Genomic DNA, 15,519 nt, shown 5'->3' with positions numbered 1-15,519 from the left:
AAAAAGGAGTTTTATTTTATGAAAAAGAAATTGTACAAATCAGTAAAAGATAGAAAACTTACAGGTGTATGTGGAGGAATTGCGGAATATTTTGACATTGATTCAAATATTGTAAGGATAGTGTGGCTCATTTTAGTTCTTTGTGCAGGAACAGGCTTGTTGGCTTATATTATTTGTGCGATAATTCTTGATGATAACCCTAATGGATAAAAGATTTTGGAAAAAGAAAAAATTTAATTTTTGAAATTTTTAAATAGTTAAATAAAAAATTAGGTGGAGAATAAAAATGAAAAAAGTATTTTTTTGGTTATTCTACTTGTTGTTTTTAATATTTTTTGACATTATTTTGGTGATTATAAGGTTTAATAATAGCATTTATAGTTTTTTAGAAAGTTTAAATATAAAAAATAAGTGGATTTTAGAAAGATTATTTTCACTAGAAGAAATTATTTTTATTATCATTAGCTTCATTTTTGCTTATTTAATTTCAAAAATAAAAGTGGGTAAAAAAAGTTTGTTAATTCCTCCATTAGTTATAGTAACAATAAAAGCAGTAATACTTTTTTGTATATTAAAATATATAACGTCCCTTGATGATACGGGAGAAAGTATATTTTTTGCATTTTTCATGGTAGCAGGCTTTGGAGCTTATATGGGAATGACAAATTTATACTTCTATTTGGGATTATTGTTCAATTTATTTAGAAGGAGAAGAAATGAAAAAAATATTTCTTAGGAGTTTTTATTTTATTCATTTGCTTTGTTTTAATATTTTAATATTTTTTCTATTGGTGATGGTGGGAGAATTGTTTTCAGAGTATTTAAAAATTGATGAAGAAAAATATTTAGGAATAATTTATTTTATAATGATTTTTCTTAATATACTTTGTTCGTATTTTTATGTAAAAGCAAAAATTGAGAAAAAACCTGTAATTGTTTTAACAATAGCTGCAATTATAGTAAAGATATTGATACTATGGATATGGATTCAAGGAACATTTTTAGATTTGTCACTTGGGGATGATAAATTGGGAATATTTGTGGTATTTATTATTTACGGTTATATCGCTTATATTGGTTCTTTGGATGTAATATTTCTTATGGGGTTAGGAGTAAATTTATTAATAAGGAGAAAAAATGAAAGGAAAAAGTTGGATTCTTAATGTTTTGTATGTTTTTTTAACAATAATTATTGTGTTTTTGATTGATTCACATTATGAATATAAACAAATAAAAATTAAAATGATTGAGATAAAGTCTAAGGATGTGCCAAAGGAGTTTGATGGAAAGAGAGTGCTGTTTGTTGCAGATTTTCAGTATGATACGATGGCACGGTATAATAAAAAACAGCAGAAAAAGGCGATTGAGCTGATTAATGCACAGAAAAAGGATATGATACTGCTGGGGGGAGATTATGCGACTTGGGAGAAAAATATTCCTAAGTTTTATGAGGATGCGAAGGATATAAAGATTCCAGAACTTGGAGTGTATGCGATTTATGGGAATCATGAGTATCCAGGTGAAAAGGAAACTGCTGAAAATATGAAAAAACTTGGATTTAATCTTCTCGTAAATGAAAATAGGAAAATAACAATTAACAATGAAAATATATATATTGCGGGAGTGACTGACTTGTGGCATGGAAAGCCTGATGCGAAAAAGGCTCTTGAAGGTACAAAAAAAGAAGATTTTGTATTGTTTTTGACTCATAATCCTGAATATTTTGAGGAAATGACAGAAGATGAGAAGGAAAAGGCTGATATGACACTGGCGGGACATACTCACGGCGGACAAGTTACTTTTTTTGGAAAAATTATTGTGTCAGCAATAAAAGATAAAAAGAAATATGGATACGGAATGAAAGAGTACGACGGGCATAAAATATACATTACTTCGGGATTAGGAGGGGCTTTCCTTGAGATGTTTATTAGGTTTTTTGCACAGCCTGAAATTGTGATTTTTGAACTTAAAAGAGGATAAAAAATAATAAAAATTTATTATAAACTTTTTGAAACACAGAATATGAATGTTATTATTGAAAAGTAAGAGAAGTATGAGAATTCGGAAGGAGTTAAATTAATGAGAAAAAATATAAGTGGAAACTCTCCATGGGAGGACATTGTAGGATATTCGAGAGCAGTAAGGATAGGAAATATTTTTGAAATAGCAGGAACAACAGCCGTTAGGGATGGAAAGCCTTATGCAGTAGGAAATGCCTATGAACAGACAAAATATATTCTTGAAAATATAAAAAAACTTCTTGAAAAGGAAGGATTGGGGTTAAAAAATGTTATTAGAACAAGAATGTTTGTTACAGATATTTCAAAATGGGAAGAATATGGAAAAGCACATGGAGAATTTTTTAGGAACATTAAACCAGTTGCAACAATGGTAGAGGTGTCTTCATTAATTGATAAGGAATTGATGATAGAAATAGAAGTAAGTGCAGTTGCTGATTAAGAAATAAATAGAAAAGTTATAAATTCAAAATTAGAGAGAAAATAAAACAATTGAAAAGGAAAATTTTATGATAACTAAAAAAACAGTATTTTCAGTTTTAGGAATTTTAGCAATATTTTTTATAATCTGCCTAATTTATGCACATTATGAATATACACAGATCAAGGTCAGAACAATAGAAATTGCTTCAAAGGATATTCCGCAAGAATTTGATGGAAAGAAGATTTTCTTTGCGGCAGATTTTCAGCTGGATACTTATGCGAGGTTTAATCAGAAGCAGCTTGACAGGATTATTAAACTGATAAATGAACAGGAGAAGGATATTATAATTCTTGGTGGTGACTATACTAACTGGACTGGTAAAATTCCACGATTTTACAAAGGAATGGAAAAGTTAGAAAAGCCTAAATATGGAATTTATGCAGTTTTGGGAAATCATGATTATAATTCTGTGGAAAAAAATATGGCTGGACTGAAAAGCCTTGGGTACAAAGTGTTGGTAAATGAAAGTGACAAAATAACAGTAAATAACCAGAGTATTTACATTTCAGCAGTTGACGATTTACTAAAAGGGAAACCTGATGCACAGAAGGCGCTTAATGGTATAAAAAAAGATGATTTTAATATCTTCATCACACATAATCCTGATTATTTTGAAGAAATGACAAATGAACAGAAGGAAAGGTCAAATATGACTTTGGCAGGGCATACTCATGGTGGACAGATAACATTGTTTGGCTTGATATTATGGGCGGAAATTAAGCATCCTTGGAAATACGGATATGGATTAAAGGAATATGATGGACATAAAATTTATACTACTTCAGGTGTTGGTGGTGGAGCATTTGAAATGTTCATAAGATTTTTTGCACAGCCTGAAATTGTGGTGCTGAAATTGAAAAAAATTTAAATATAGAAAATCAAATAAACAAAATGACATAATGATTTAGTGATGTAGTAAAATTATTTGGTTATGAACAATAAGGACGTATAAATAATGAAAAAAATTTTAATAACAGGTGCAAGTTCAGGAATTGGAAAAGAACTGGCAAAAAATTTGGCAAATAAAAGTAAAAAATTGTACTTGCTGGCAAGATCTTCTAATAAACTGAATTTGTTAAAAGAAGAATTAGAAGAAAAAAATTCTTTGCTTGAATGTATTTGCATAAAATACGATTTAACTGATACAGGTAATTTAGAAAATATTGTTGAAAATTGTGATGTTGATTTAGTTATTAATTGTGCTGGTTTTGGAAAAATTACTGATTTTTTAAAATTAAGCGATAAAGAAGATTTGGATACTGTGAATGTAAATTTTATTTCTCCGTTAATTTTAACTAAAAGATATTCAGAAAAATTTTTACAAAAAGGAAAAGGAATAATTTTAAACATATGTTCAACAGGTGCTTTATATCAACATCCATATATGGCAGTTTATAGTTCGGCAAAATCTGCATTATTGCATTATTCTTTGGCATTAGATGAAGAATTGGGACATAAAAATAAAGATGTGAGAGTTTTATCAGTTTGCCCGGGTCCAACGGAAAGTAATTTTTTTGATAAAAATACACAGGAAAAATTCGGAAGTTCTCAAAAATTTATGATGAGTTCGGAAGAAACGGCGAAAAAAATTATAAAAGCAATGGAAAAGGGAAGAAGATTTTCCATTATTGGCTTTAGGAATAGAGTGTCCATGTTTTTAATAAATTTATTGCCAATTTCGTTACAGTTAAGGCTGGCGGGATTAGTCTTGAAAAAGGTGATTAAATGACAGTATTGTTTAATTTTTTATTGATATTTGCAGTAATTTTGCTCATTTTAAAATTAATATTTTCTTTTATTTACTTTAAAAGAATAAATAGTCTGGAAAAAAATAAGATAGATGAGAGCAAATACACAGTAGTTCAACCTATTTTGTCTGGAGATACAAGATTGGAAGATGATTTGTCTGCAAATTTAAAAAATACTGATGAAATGAAATTTATTTGGCTTGTTGATAAAAGTGACTGTTTAGCAAGACAGACAGTTGAAAATATTTTAAAAAATAAAAATTATTCTAGCAGAGTTGAAGTCTTTTACTTAGACGATGTTCCGCAAGAAGTAAATCCCAAAGTATTTAAATTATCGCAAGCTATAAAGAAAATAAAAACAGAATATACGGTAATTTTAGATGATGATGCAGTTATTGACAGAAAAAAACTGGATGAATTAAGTATTTATGAAAAAGATAAGGCTGAATGGATAGTAACTGGGATTCCTTATAATTATAATATTAAAGGCTTCTATTCAAAATTAATCTCGGCTTTTATAAATTCTAATTCTATTTTTTCATACTTTTCTATGTCTTTTTTAAAGGAAAATAAGACTATAAATGGAATGTTTTATATTTTAAGGACTGATATTTTAAAAAAATATTCTGCTTTTGAAGAGATAAAATATTGGCTATGTGATGATTTGGCACTTGCAACTTATTTACTTTCCAAAAATGTAAAAATTATACAAAGTACTATTTTTTGCAATGTGAGAAATACTGTTCCAAATTTTAGAAAATATATTCTTCTTATGAAAAGATGGCTTTTATTTAGCAATGTTTATATGAAAAATGCATTTTCCATTAAATTTTTATTTATAATATTATTGCCTGTATTCCTACCAGCTATTCTATTATTTTTAAGTTTTTATTTTGGAATAAATCATTTTATAATAGTAATAGTGCTATTTGTAGGAAAGGTTGGATTGTTCCATATAGTGAGATTATTTATTTATCAGTCAGAAATACAAAAGAAAGGTAATTTTTTTCATAAGGCTGATGAATTGCCGTATGAGTTAGCAAGTGAATTTTTATTGCCTTTTATACTTGTCTATACTCTTTTAACACCGCCTGTGATTATATGGAGAAATAAAAAAATTAGAGTTAAAGACGGGAAAATACATTATGAAGTTTAACAACTATTTAGAAAAGCTGGAAAGTCTTGATGTTTCAAAAACTTTTTTAAAAGAAGATAAAATTGTCTTTTTTATAAGTGGAAGCAGTAATCTTAAAACAGCTGCCTTAGGACAAGAAAGATTTGAGATTTTAAATATTTTTCAGCAATTTGGATATAAAATTATAAATTCAAATTTTCCATATAATGAAGACTTTGAACATGATAAATATGAAGATATCAGTATTTTTAAAGCAAGTTTATCAAATATTGTTTATTATTCTGGCACTCTTTTTAATAAAAAATTTAAACAGGAAATTTTAAGGCATTTAGAGCCTGTTAAGCATTTAAAAGATGTGATAGTTATTTCTTTAAGCTCAGGCTTAAATGTTTGGAATAAATTTATGGATTTAGCAAATTATGATAATGGGAATATTACGATGTTTGCTTTAGGACCTGTAGCGAAAGGTTATGGAAACTTGAAAAATACAGTAGTTATTAAGGGAAGTTTAGATATTTACAGCTGGCTTCTAGATTTTCATAAAATTGACAGAATTGTAAATTGTGGACATTTGGAATATTTTAAGGATAGAAAGGTAAAAAAAATAATTTATGAATATTTACAAGGAAAAAATTGAAATTGCAGTTGTTGCTCCACCTTTTAGCGGACATCTCTATCCAGCTTTAGAGTTAGTTCTCCCTCTATTAAAGGAAAAGGACAAATACAATATCTGTATTTATACAGGTTGTAAAAAAGAGGAAGTTGTAAAGAAACTTGGATTTCCTGTAAAAGTTTTTCTTAGAGATAAGCCTGCTATCTTTGAAAAAATATCTGATACTGATAAACAAACCAATCTTCGGATTATCTATAAGCAATTTAAAGAAAATATGGGACTTATGCCAGAAATAATAAGAGAAATGGAAGATTTTTTTTCTGAAAGAAAGCCTGACATAGTTATAGCAGATTTTACAGCCGTTCCAGCAGGATTTGTGTGCAAAAAAAATAATATTCCTTGGATTACAAGCATTCCAACACCATTTGCAATAGAAAGTAGAACAACAACACCTGCTTATATGGGAGGACTATATCCAAGAGATAATTTTTTATTCAAACTAAGAGATAGTCTATCAAGAAATATTGTCAGAAATTTTAAAAGAATGGTTTGTTTTATTTTAAAAAATCAATTAAGACAATTTAATTTCACTTTGTACAACGAAAAAGGTGAAGAAAATATTTATTCTCCATATTCTATATTAGGTTTAGGCATGAAAGAAATTGAATTTAGAGATGATTTTCCAAGTCAATTTTCTTGGGTTGGGCCTTGCTGTTCGTCCCTTTTTAAAAATAGTGTGCAATTTGAAAATAATAAGAAATTTGAAAAAACTGTATTTTTAACTAACGGAACGCATCTAAAATGGGCTAAAAAATCAATAATCGAGCTGGCAAAAGAACTTTCAAAAATCTATCCTGAATTTCTGTTCGTAGTCTCGTTGGGAAGTTATTTAGAAAAAGATAAGGGTATTGTAAAGGAAAATAATTTACATATTTACCATTATTTAGATTATGATGAAATTTTGCCCAATATAGATTATGTTATTCATCATGGCGGAGCAGGAATACTTTATTCCTGTATAAAATATAACAAGCCTGCTGTTATTGTTCCTCATGATTATGACCAGTTTGATTATGCAGTAAGGGTCGATTTAGCTAAAATTGGAATACCAGCTAAATTAAAATTAAGAAAGTCCATTTTAAAGGCTTTTAAGAAAATGCTAAAAAGAGAAGAATGGAACAATTTGGAAAAATTATCAAAAGAATTTAATAATTATTTACCAAGCGAAATGTTGAAAAAAGAAATTGACAGGCTGTTAAAAGGAGGATAGCGATGAAGGTTTTAATCACAGGGGCAACTGGTTTTCTAGGAAAATATGTAGTTGAAGAATTGAAAAATAATGGTTATCAGGTTGTTGCATTTGGAAGAAATGAGAAAATTGGCAAAACTTTGATTGACAGTAATGTTGAGTTTTTTAAGGGAGATATAGAAAATAAGGAAGATTTGCTGAGGGCTTTTCAAGGATGCAGTGCAGTAATTCATGCTGCGGCATTATCTACAGTTTGGGGTAAATGGAGCAATTTTTATAAGGTAAATGTGCTAGGAACTCGAAATATTGTTGAAATTTGTGAGAAGCAGGGCTTAAAATTAGTTTTTGTTTCATCTCCAAGCATATATGCTGGGGCAAAGGATCAGCTGGATGTTAAGGAAAATGAGGCTCCAAAGGATAATAACCTTAATTTTTATATAAAAAGTAAAATTATGGCAGAAAATATAATTAAGAATTCCAAGCTAAATTATATGATAATTCGTCCACGTGGATTATTTGGAATCGGAGATACAAGCATAATTCCAAGACTTCTAGATTTAAATAAAAAAATGGGAATACCTCTTTTTGCTGACGGGAAACAAAAAGTCGATGTAACTTGTGTTGAAAATGTTGCCTATGCTTTAAGGTTGGCACTAGAAAACGAAAAGTATTCACGGCAAACTTATAATATAACAAATGATGAGCCGATAGAATTTAAGGAAATTTTGACATTGTTCTTTAACGAGATGGGAACAGAAGGTAAATATTTAAAATGGAACTACAGACTAATTTTAATTCTAGTTTCAATTTTAGAAAAAGTTTATAAACTTTTTGGAATTGAAAAAGAGCCTCCTCTTACCAAATATACGCTATATTTAATGAGATACAGCCAGACTTTGAATATTGACAAGGCAAAAAAAGAATTAGGATACTATCCCCAAATATCTGTCCTTGAAGGAGTAAAAAAATATGTTAAGCACATCAGAGAAAATGATAGAAAAAGTTGAATATTTTGCCTGCGGCTATTGTACAAATGATTTAAAGAAGGTTTTTAAAGGTTTTGGTAAGACAGTGGTTGATTTTTATGCGGGAGTGTTTTTGATAAAGCATAAAAGAATGGGCTATATTCTTTATGATACTGGTTATTCTATGGATATTTTAAAAAATAAATTTAAATATTTTTTGTATAGATTTCCCAATCCGATAACCTTAAAAAAAGAAGATATAATTGATTACCAGCTTAGAAAAAAAGGTATAAGTATAGAAGAAATAAAATATATAATTGTTTCACATTTACATCCTGATCATATTGGAGGATTGAAATTTTTTCCAAACTCTAATTTAATATTAACTGAGACTTGCTATAAATATTTTAAGTCAAAAAAAGATAATTTTTTGATTTTTAATGAACTTCTGCCAGATGATTTTGAAAATAGATTGACATTGATAAGAAAGGAAAATTATAAGGAAAACAAGTTGTTTTTGTATAAAAATAGTTTTGATTTATTTTCTGATTCATCTATGCTTATGGTTGAGATAGACGGACATGCAAAAGGTCAGGCATGTGTATATATGCCAGAATTAAAACTGCTTATTGGTGCTGATGTATGCTGGGGGACTGAATATCTTTCATTTACAGATAAAATGAAATGGCTTGCTAGAAAAATACAGAATAACTTTGAGGATTATCAGCAGGGAAGTGATTTTTTGAAAAAATTGATAAAAGATGATATTTCTGTTGTTGTCAGTCATGATAATAAAGAAAAGGTGAAGAGGATATTGAATGAAAAAAATATTTAAGATTATATCAAGTTTTATAAAAATAAGATATTTTAATAAATGGGATTCACGAGATAAACTTTTGGAATATCAGAAAAAGCAGGTAAATAAACACTTAAAATTTCTAAAAGAAAAATCTCCGTATTTTAAAACTCACGAAATTTCTGAAAATTTTGTTATGAACAAAGCATTTATGATGGAAAATTTTGATGAACTCAATACTTTAGGAGTAAAAAGGGATGAAGCCATGGAAATTGCCTTAAATAGTGAAAAAACAAGAAATTTTAATCAGAAATACAAAGATGTTTCAGTAGGGTTGTCTTCTGGAACTTCTGGACATAGAGGAATGTTTATTACTACTCCTGAAGAGCAAGGCATATGGGCAGGGACGATTTTGGCTAAAATGCTGCCTAAAAATAGTATTCTTGGACATAGAATAGCATTTTTCCTAAGAGCGGACAATGATTTGTATAAATCTATAAATTCTTTTTTAATAAGTTTGGAATATTTTGATACTTTTAAAGATATTGATGGACATATTGAGAGGTTGAATGAATACAATCCAACTATTATTGTTGCTCCCCCCTCCTTACTACTAATGCTGGCTAAAAAGATAGAGGAAGGCAAGTTGAAAACTTTTGTGAAAAAGGTTGTTTCAGTTGCAGAAATTTTGGAGAAACCTGATGAGGAATATATAAAAAAGCAGTTTAATTTAAAAGTAATTCATCAGATTTACCAGGCGACAGAAGGTTTTTTAGCCTGTACTTGTGAATATGGACATCTTCATTTGAATGAAGATTTAATAAAATTTGACAGGAAATATATAGATGCAAAAAGATTTTATCCGATAATTACAGATTTCAGGAGGACAAGCCAGCCTTTTGTAAATTATTATTTGAATGATATTCTAGTTGAATCAGAAGAACCATGTGAGTGCGGTTCTGTTTTACAGAGAATTGAAAAGATTGAAGGGCGTTCAGATGATATTTTCAGGTTTAGAAATAAATTTGATAAAGAAATTACTGTATTTCCAGATTTTATTAGAAGAACAATACTTTTTGCTGAAAATATAAGAGAATATCAGGTTTTTCAAGTAAATAGCAATTTATTGGAGATTGCAATTTTGAATATAAATAATGAACAAGAAAAATTGGTGAAAAAAGAGTTTGATAAATTGTTCGATTCTTTGGATATAGAAAATGTAGAAATCAGATTTATAGATTATAAAACAGACAGCACAAAAAAATTAAAAAGGATAATAAGAAAGGTTATAGAATGAGAAGAATTCAATTTAAAGGATATGGAATAGAATTACCAAAAAATACAGTTGAACTTAAAGGACAAGTTCGTTATAGAATAAGTGAAGGTGAAAGCCAAATTTCCCTTGCTGTTTCTGCCTGTGAAAAAGCATTAAAAAATGCAAATATAACAATTAATGATATTGATTGCATAGTTTCAGCCAGTGCTGTCGGAATACAGCCTATACCATGCACAGCAGCCCTAATTCATGAAAAAATAGCAAAAGGGACTTCAATTCCAGCCCTTGATATAAATACTACCTGTACAAGTTTTATAACTGCTCTGGATACCATGTCATACCTTATAGAAGCAGGAAGATATGAAAGAGTACTGATAGTTTCCTGCGATGTAGCTTCAATAGCCTTAAATCCAAAACAAAAGGAAAGTTTCCAGCTTTTCAGCGATGGTGCGGCAGCATTTGTAATTGAAAAAACTGAAAAGGAAATAGGAGTTATTGATGCAATACAGAAAACATGGTCAGAAGGAGCACATTCAACTGAAATTCGAGGAGGTTTAAGCAATTTTCATCCCAAAAATTATTCTGAAATGACAAAAGAGGAATATATGTTCGATATGAACGGAAAAACAGTATTGTCACTTTCAATAAGTAAAATTCCTGAATTAATGAAAAATTTTCTAAAAAATAATGGAATGAAAGTCTCAGATATAGATATGACAGTTCCCCATCAGGCTAGCGTTGCAATGCCTCTTGTAATGCAAAAATTAGGAATAGAAAAAGATAAATTTTTAGATGAAGTCAAGGAATTTGGAAATATGGTATCAGCATCTGTCCCTATAACATTAGTTCATGGACTGGAAAATGGAAGAATTAAAAGCGGCAATACAATCTTGCTTATTGGAACAGCGGCTGGACTTACTACAAATATGATGCTAATTAAATTATAGTTATAATTAATAATAATTTTTTTAAGTTTAGGATTTTTATGTTAAAATAAAGAAAGTAAATTTAAAACTTGGAAGAGGTATGAAATGGAAGAGAAAGAAATAAAGATTTTAGCAAAAGATATTTTTAATAAAATAGAAAAAAAATATCAGGAAACGGCAAAAGAAATGATGGTTGCAGATGCATCAGTCAATGCTCCAAAGGAAATAAAAATAACAGACAGCAAAATTGAAGGAATTCCGTATATTCCAAAAGGAAGAAAAATTCCAACAAATTCAAAAGGACAACAATTTATGTTCCTTGCACAGATAAATTGTGAGAATTTGAAGGAGCTTGAAGATTTCCCGCAGGAAGGGATTTTGCAGTTTTGGATTTTGGGAGAAGATTTGTTAGGATTGGATTTTGACGATTATACAAATCGAGATGGATTTGATGTGATTTATTATGAAAAAATTGAAGATTATCATTCGGAAGTTGAGTTTAAGAAAATGTACAATCCTTATAGAGAAAATTCAGGAAATTTAGAAATAGCAAATAAACCTTGTAAAATGAATTTTTCTTTGAAAAGCAGTGAAAAAGAGACTTTTGATTATACGCTTTTGGAAAAGTTATTTGAAGAAGTGCTAAAAGAAAAAAATATTGATGTAAGTGAAAAAGAAAAATTGTATCAAAAAGTTGAGGGAATATTTGAAAGTAATTCCAATGGAGAAAATGGCGGAACAAAATGTAATGGATTTCCATTTTTTACTCAATTTGAGCCAAGAGATGAAGAACAATTGAAAGAATATGATACTTTGCTATTTCAAATTGACAGTGGCGGAGAAATTATGATTGGAGATTGTGGAGTGATGAATTTCTTTATTAATAGAGAGAAATTAAAAAATAAAGATTTTTCAGATGTTTTTTACAATTGGGATTGTTATTGATTTTATTGGATAGATGGGAAATAGAAAGTCAGAAAAATGGATATTACAAAAATAAATTATGAATATTTTTTAGATTTATCAGTAAGAATGACACATCATTCAAATGCCATTGAAGGAAATACATTGACACTAAATGAGACGGCTACAATTATTTTGGATAGTATAATACCAGGTAGCAAGAGTGTTCGTGAAGTTTTTGAAGTTTTGAATCATAAAAGGGCGATTGACTATATGATAAGTGAACTTGAAAATGATAAAAAACTTGATATTTACGTGATAAAGAGTATAAATAAGGAAATTTTGGATAGGTTAAATGATAATGCAGGAAATTTTAAAAGAAATAGTAATGCCATAATTGGTGTAAATTTTGAAACTTCTACACCAAGTCAAGCACCAATTCTTACAAAAAATTGGATTGAAAATCTTAATTATAGGCTTGAATTATGTAAAAATGAAGATGAAAAATTATTGGAGATATTAAATTCTCATATAGAATTTGAACGGATTCATCCCTTTAGTGATGGAAATGGACGAACGGGAAGACTGATTATGATGTATCTGTGTTTTCAGGAAAAAATAAGTCCATTTGTAATTGAAAAAGAAGATAGAGCCTTGTATATGAGTTATTTAAGGGAACAGAATGTGGATATTATTTTTGAAAAAGTAAAGGAATTACAGAAATTTGAACAAAAAAGAATAGAGAAATTTTAAAAAAATTATAAATAAAAAAATTTGGAGAGAAATAAACGGAGGATAAAAAATGTCAGAAATTAAAAATGAAACAAAAAAACCTAAAACTTTGTTTGACAAAGTGTGGGAAAAACACGTGATTACGGGAGAACCTGGAGAAGCACAGCTTTTGTATATTGATTTGCATTTGATTCACGAAGTTACTTCGCCGCAGGCGTTTTCGGGATTGAGACTTGCTGGGAGAAAAGTTAGACGACCTGACTTGACTTTTGGAACGATGGATCATAACACTCCTACTATAATGTCGCAAAGATTGGATATTAAAGATAAAATTTCTAAAGCACAGCTTGATGCACTTGCTGCAAATTGTAAAGAATTTGGGATTGAACTTGTGGATATGTTTAATGAGAATAATGGGATTGTACATATGGTAGGGCCTGAGCAGGGACTTACACAGCCTGGAAAAACTGTGGTTTGTGGAGATAGCCATACTGCGACTCATGGGGCATTTGGAGCAATTGCATTTGGAATTGGGACAAGTGAGGTTGAACACGTGCTGGCAACACAAACAATTTGGCAAAAAAAACCTAAGACAATGGGAATTGAAATTACTGGGAAATTGCAAAAGGGTGTATATGCAAAAGATATAATTCTTCATATAATCAAGACTTATGGAATTGGTCTTGGAAATGGATATGCCTTTGAATTTTTCGGAGATACGATAAGAGGGCTTTCGATGGAAGAAAGAATGACAATATGCAATATGGCGATTGAAGGTGGAGGGAAATCAGGAATTATCGCTCCTGATGAAACTACTTTTAACTATGTGAAAGGAAGAAGATTTGCACCAAAAGATGAGGAATTTGAGAAAAAAGTCGCTGAATGGAAGGAATTGTATACGAATTCAGTAGAAGCCTTTGATAAACATATAAAAGTGGATGTTTCAAATCTTGAGCCGCAAGTTACTTGGGGAACAAATCCTGAAATGGGAATCAATGTTACAGAAAAATTTCCAGAAATTAAAGATCACAACGATGAAAAAGCATATGAGTATATGGGCTTAAAACCAGGGCAAACTCCATTTGATATACCTTTAAAGCACGTATTTATCGGTTCTTGTACAAATGGAAGGCTGAGCGATCTGGAAATTGTTGCAAAAATTGTAAAAGGTAAAAAAGTTGCACCAAATATTACAGCAGTTGTAGTTCCTGGCTCACAAGTTGTAAAAAAGGCGGCTGAAGAAAACGGAATAGCACAAATTTTGAAAGATGCAGGCTTTGAATGGAGAGAAGCTGGATGTTCAACTTGTCTTGGAATGAATCCTGACTTGATACCAGCTGGAGAGCATTGTGCCTCAACTTCTAACAGAAACTTTGAAGGACGGCAAGGAAAAGGAGCAAGAACTCATTTAGTGAGTCCTGCAATGGCTGCTGCAGCTGCAATTTATGGAAAATTTGTGGATGTAAGGGAATTGGATGAAGTAAAATAATTTTTTCTAAAAGTAAAAAATAAAAAATAAGGAGAAGAAAATGAAACCATTTACAAAATATGAAGGAACAATCGTTCCAATAATGAATGACAACATTGACACGGATCAATTAATTCCAAAACAATATTTAAAAAGTATCGAAAAAACAGGATTTGGACAATATGTGTTTGATGAATGGAGATACAATGAGGACAGAACAGATAATATGGATTTTAACTTAAACAAGCCTGAATACAAGACAGGAACAATTTTGATTACTGGAGATAACTTTGGCTGTGGCTCAAGCAGGGAGCATGCGGCTTGGGCATTGCAGGATTACGGTTTTCACGTGATTGTGGCTGGAGGATATTCAGGGATTTTCTACATGAACTGGCTGAATAACGGGCATTTGCCAATAACTTTGCCAGAAGCGGATAGAATTGAATTATCAAAATTGCCTGGAGATGCCAAAGTGACAGTTGATTTGGAAAACAACAAATTAATTGCAAATGGAAAAGAATATATTTTTGAATTGGAAGAAAGCTGGAAACAGAGGTTGCTTAAGGGGTTGGATTCGATTGGACTGACTTTACAGCATGAGGACGAGATTAGGAAGTATGAGGAGAATCATAAGTAGTCAAAAAAGGAGTAAAAATGAAAAATTGGGAAATCATAGATGGAGAGCATACTCGTAAAGTGATGTGGATAAATCATGAAATAGAAATGAGATTGTACTGTAATGGTGAAGATGATATTGATGAAGATGAAATTGATGAAACAAAAGTCGAAGAAATGGTTGAAAAAATTTTAGAAAATAAAGAATATTGGGATAAAAAGTGCAAAAATCTGTTTGCTGATGAATTTGTTGACTGGTTTAATGAAGAAAAATGGGTAAAGCCTGAGTATGCTGAAATTTATTATGAAAATAAAGACATTTCTGATGTTGAAAAAAAATTAATTGAAATAATTGGGAAAGAAGATACAGAAAAAATTATGAAAAATAATTTTCTTACAAAAGAAGCATTTAAAAAGTTACTTGATAATGAAGATATGGAAATAACAATTGATTTAACTGACGATGATGAAAATAGTTTTTCTATTACTATGTACGAAAGATTGTTTTTTGTTGATAAAATATTTTATGCTGAGTGTAATTTTAATGGTGAAATAGACGAGTTTTATATGGATTAATTTTCTTAGATTTTT

At 29.7% G+C, this 15,519-nt stretch carries 19 protein-coding genes; all 19 read left to right on the top strand.

Annotation, left to right across the window (positions count from 1 at the left end; genetic code table 11):
• Nucleotides 1-18: 18 nt before the first annotated feature.
• Nucleotides 19-210 (top strand): PspC domain-containing protein, encoded by a 192-nt coding sequence (locus LEBU_RS08625; RefSeq protein ID WP_015769955.1) that lies wholly within the window; start codon nucleotides 19-21, stop codon nucleotides 208-210.
• A 76-nt stretch (nucleotides 211-286) separates the two neighbouring features.
• Complete coding sequence (locus tag LEBU_RS08620; protein ID WP_015769954.1) at nucleotides 287-736, top strand: hypothetical protein; 450 nt, start codon at nucleotides 287-289, stop codon at nucleotides 734-736.
• Nucleotides 717-1,163, top strand: coding sequence for a hypothetical protein (locus LEBU_RS08615; protein ID WP_015769953.1), 447 nt, complete (start codon nucleotides 717-719; stop codon nucleotides 1,161-1,163). Before LEBU_RS08620 ends, LEBU_RS08615 begins: the two co-directional genes overlap by 20 nt.
• Nucleotides 1,138-1,980, top strand: coding sequence for a metallophosphoesterase (locus LEBU_RS08610; protein WP_015769952.1), 843 nt, complete (start codon nucleotides 1,138-1,140; stop codon nucleotides 1,978-1,980). The genes LEBU_RS08615 and LEBU_RS08610 overlap by 26 nt, the downstream gene beginning before the upstream one ends.
• Nucleotides 1,981-2,079: 99 nt before the next feature.
• A complete protein-coding gene (locus tag LEBU_RS08605) occupies nucleotides 2,080-2,460 on the top strand; it encodes a RidA family protein (RefSeq protein ID WP_015769951.1) in 381 nt (126 codons plus the stop codon).
• Between the two features lie 67 nt (nucleotides 2,461-2,527).
• Nucleotides 2,528-3,370 carry a metallophosphoesterase gene (locus LEBU_RS08600; RefSeq protein WP_015769950.1) on the top strand — a complete coding sequence of 281 codons (843 nt, stop codon included), beginning with the start codon at nucleotides 2,528-2,530 and terminating at the stop codon, nucleotides 3,368-3,370.
• An 87-nt stretch (nucleotides 3,371-3,457) separates the two neighbouring features.
• Nucleotides 3,458-4,231, top strand: a complete 774-nt coding sequence (locus LEBU_RS08595) for an SDR family NAD(P)-dependent oxidoreductase (RefSeq protein WP_015769949.1) — start codon at nucleotides 3,458-3,460, stop codon at nucleotides 4,229-4,231.
• Nucleotides 4,228-5,406, top strand: a complete 1,179-nt coding sequence (locus LEBU_RS08590; protein ID WP_015769948.1) for a glycosyltransferase family 21 protein — start codon at nucleotides 4,228-4,230, stop codon at nucleotides 5,404-5,406. Before LEBU_RS08595 ends, LEBU_RS08590 begins: the two co-directional genes overlap by 4 nt.
• On the top strand, nucleotides 5,396-6,022 hold the full coding sequence (locus LEBU_RS08585) for a hypothetical protein (RefSeq protein WP_015769947.1): 627 nt from the start codon (nucleotides 5,396-5,398) through the stop codon (nucleotides 6,020-6,022). Before LEBU_RS08590 ends, LEBU_RS08585 begins: the two co-directional genes overlap by 11 nt.
• Nucleotides 5,997-7,268, top strand: coding sequence for a glycosyltransferase (locus LEBU_RS08580; protein ID WP_015769946.1), 1,272 nt, complete (start codon nucleotides 5,997-5,999; stop codon nucleotides 7,266-7,268). Before LEBU_RS08585 ends, LEBU_RS08580 begins: the two co-directional genes overlap by 26 nt.
• Before the next feature lie 2 nt (nucleotides 7,269-7,270).
• Nucleotides 7,271-8,254: an NAD-dependent epimerase/dehydratase family protein gene (locus LEBU_RS08575; protein ID WP_015769945.1), complete on the top strand. Its 984-nt coding sequence runs from the start codon at nucleotides 7,271-7,273 to the stop codon at nucleotides 8,252-8,254.
• A complete protein-coding gene (locus tag LEBU_RS08570; protein ID WP_041760647.1) occupies nucleotides 8,217-9,047 on the top strand; it encodes an MBL fold metallo-hydrolase in 831 nt (276 codons plus the stop codon). Before LEBU_RS08575 ends, LEBU_RS08570 begins: the two co-directional genes overlap by 38 nt.
• Nucleotides 9,031-10,305 (top strand): F390 synthetase-related protein, encoded by a 1,275-nt coding sequence (locus LEBU_RS08565; RefSeq protein WP_015769943.1) that lies wholly within the window; start codon nucleotides 9,031-9,033, stop codon nucleotides 10,303-10,305. Before LEBU_RS08570 ends, LEBU_RS08565 begins: the two co-directional genes overlap by 17 nt.
• The gene (locus tag LEBU_RS08560) at nucleotides 10,302-11,231 is read left to right on the top strand and encodes a 3-oxoacyl-[acyl-carrier-protein] synthase III C-terminal domain-containing protein (protein ID WP_015769942.1); all 930 of its coding nucleotides are present in this window, start codon (nucleotides 10,302-10,304) and stop codon (nucleotides 11,229-11,231) included. The genes LEBU_RS08565 and LEBU_RS08560 overlap by 4 nt, the downstream gene beginning before the upstream one ends.
• An 84-nt stretch (nucleotides 11,232-11,315) precedes the next feature.
• Nucleotides 11,316-12,155 carry a YwqG family protein gene (locus LEBU_RS08555; RefSeq protein ID WP_015769941.1) on the top strand — a complete coding sequence of 280 codons (840 nt, stop codon included), beginning with the start codon at nucleotides 11,316-11,318 and terminating at the stop codon, nucleotides 12,153-12,155.
• A gap of 36 nt (nucleotides 12,156-12,191) precedes the next feature.
• On the top strand, nucleotides 12,192-12,866 hold the full coding sequence (locus LEBU_RS08550) for a Fic family protein (RefSeq protein ID WP_015769940.1): 675 nt from the start codon (nucleotides 12,192-12,194) through the stop codon (nucleotides 12,864-12,866).
• A gap of 49 nt (nucleotides 12,867-12,915) precedes the next feature.
• Nucleotides 12,916-14,334, top strand: a complete 1,419-nt coding sequence (leuC, locus tag LEBU_RS08545) for a 3-isopropylmalate dehydratase large subunit (RefSeq protein WP_015769939.1) — start codon at nucleotides 12,916-12,918, stop codon at nucleotides 14,332-14,334.
• A 40-nt stretch (nucleotides 14,335-14,374) separates the two neighbouring features.
• Nucleotides 14,375-14,950 carry a 3-isopropylmalate dehydratase small subunit gene (gene leuD, locus LEBU_RS08540; RefSeq protein ID WP_015769938.1) on the top strand — a complete coding sequence of 192 codons (576 nt, stop codon included), beginning with the start codon at nucleotides 14,375-14,377 and terminating at the stop codon, nucleotides 14,948-14,950.
• Between the two features lie 17 nt (nucleotides 14,951-14,967).
• On the top strand, nucleotides 14,968-15,504 hold the full coding sequence (locus LEBU_RS08535) for a DUF2262 domain-containing protein (protein ID WP_015769937.1): 537 nt from the start codon (nucleotides 14,968-14,970) through the stop codon (nucleotides 15,502-15,504).
• Nucleotides 15,505-15,519 lie beyond the last annotated feature (15 nt).

The organism is Leptotrichia buccalis C-1013-b (assembly GCF_000023905.1).
GTDB lineage: Bacteria > Fusobacteriota > Fusobacteriia > Fusobacteriales > Leptotrichiaceae > Leptotrichia > Leptotrichia buccalis.
This window is presented reverse-complemented; position numbering and strand designations above follow the sequence as displayed.